The sequence below is a fragment of the Candidatus Glomeribacter gigasporarum BEG34 genome (assembly GCF_000227585.1).
Taxonomy (GTDB): domain Bacteria; phylum Pseudomonadota; class Gammaproteobacteria; order Burkholderiales; family Burkholderiaceae; genus Glomeribacter; species Glomeribacter gigasporarum_B.
Genome location: NZ_CAFB01000028.1, coordinates 1 through 964, shown reverse-complemented (window position 1 = coordinate 964; position 964 = coordinate 1). Strand labels below are relative to the sequence as shown.

Below are 964 nucleotides of genomic sequence, written 5' to 3'. Positions count from 1 at the left end.
GCNNNCANNNNGGNNNNTTNGNAAANNNNGNNNNGNTGAGAAAGAGCGTAAGGAATGATGCGCCTCGATCCATTCTTCCAAGCAATGTTGCCGTCATGCGTTCCAGGCGAGCAGACAGGCCAATTTGAANGCACAGGGGCACGCAGAGCGTGGTCGAATGTGGGTTGACTGAGCGGTTGCTTCGGATTCGACAAGTTTATCTCCTGATAGGGTGAAGGGTCGCACCATCATCCTATCACTCGACCCGTTGCAGCCAGCGGGTGAATTCTGGCTGCTTTTTTCTGAACCCGCGTTTTGTCTTTTGGCTGACGCGGGCTTTTTTATGGATGTCATCCATGACAAGAGCAATCGACTGGGAGAGCATCCGCGCGGAATATGAAGCGGGGTGCAACCAGTCTGAGTGTTCGCGTCGGCATGGCGTCTCGCGCACGGCGATTCAGAAGCGGATTGAGAAAGAAGGCTGGACGCAGGACGTTGAGCCACTGCTGTACCGCAAGGTAGCGGAGAAAGTTGCAGGGGTGGTTGCAGGTTGCACCCCCCAAAAAAAGGCCGAGGCGCTGGATGCGGAAGCGGGCTGCCGCGCGCAGGTCGTGAACCGCCATCGCGACGAATGGGACGCGCACAAACAGCACGTCGAGCGGGCGTTGACCGATGCGGATTTCGATGCGGCCAAGCTGGCGAAGATTACCGCGGAGACATTGAAGATTCGCCAGGAAGCGGAGCGTCGGGCGTGGGGGCTGGACCCGTCCGAGTTCAGCAAACCCGCTGAGGCAGGGTTAACGCTGCAGGTGCGGTTTGGGGATGCACGCGGTTGAGATCGTCTTCCCGCCGAAGTTCAAGGGCTTGTTTGAGCCGGCGCGGTACAAGGTGTTCTACGGCGGGCGCGGCGGGGGCAAGTCGTGGCAGATGGCGCGGGCGCTGATTCTGTTGTCTGTCGCACGGAAACGGCGCGTGCTCTGTGCGC

The 964-nt window shown here is 59.6% G+C and carries 1 protein-coding gene; it reads left to right on the top strand.

What is annotated here, in order from left to right:
* Window positions 1-335: 335 nt before the first annotated feature.
* Entirely contained in the window at window positions 336-815 is a 480-nt protein-coding gene (locus CAGGBEG34_RS00490; protein ID WP_006681972.1) for a hypothetical protein, read from the top strand.
* Window positions 816-964 lie beyond the last annotated feature (149 nt).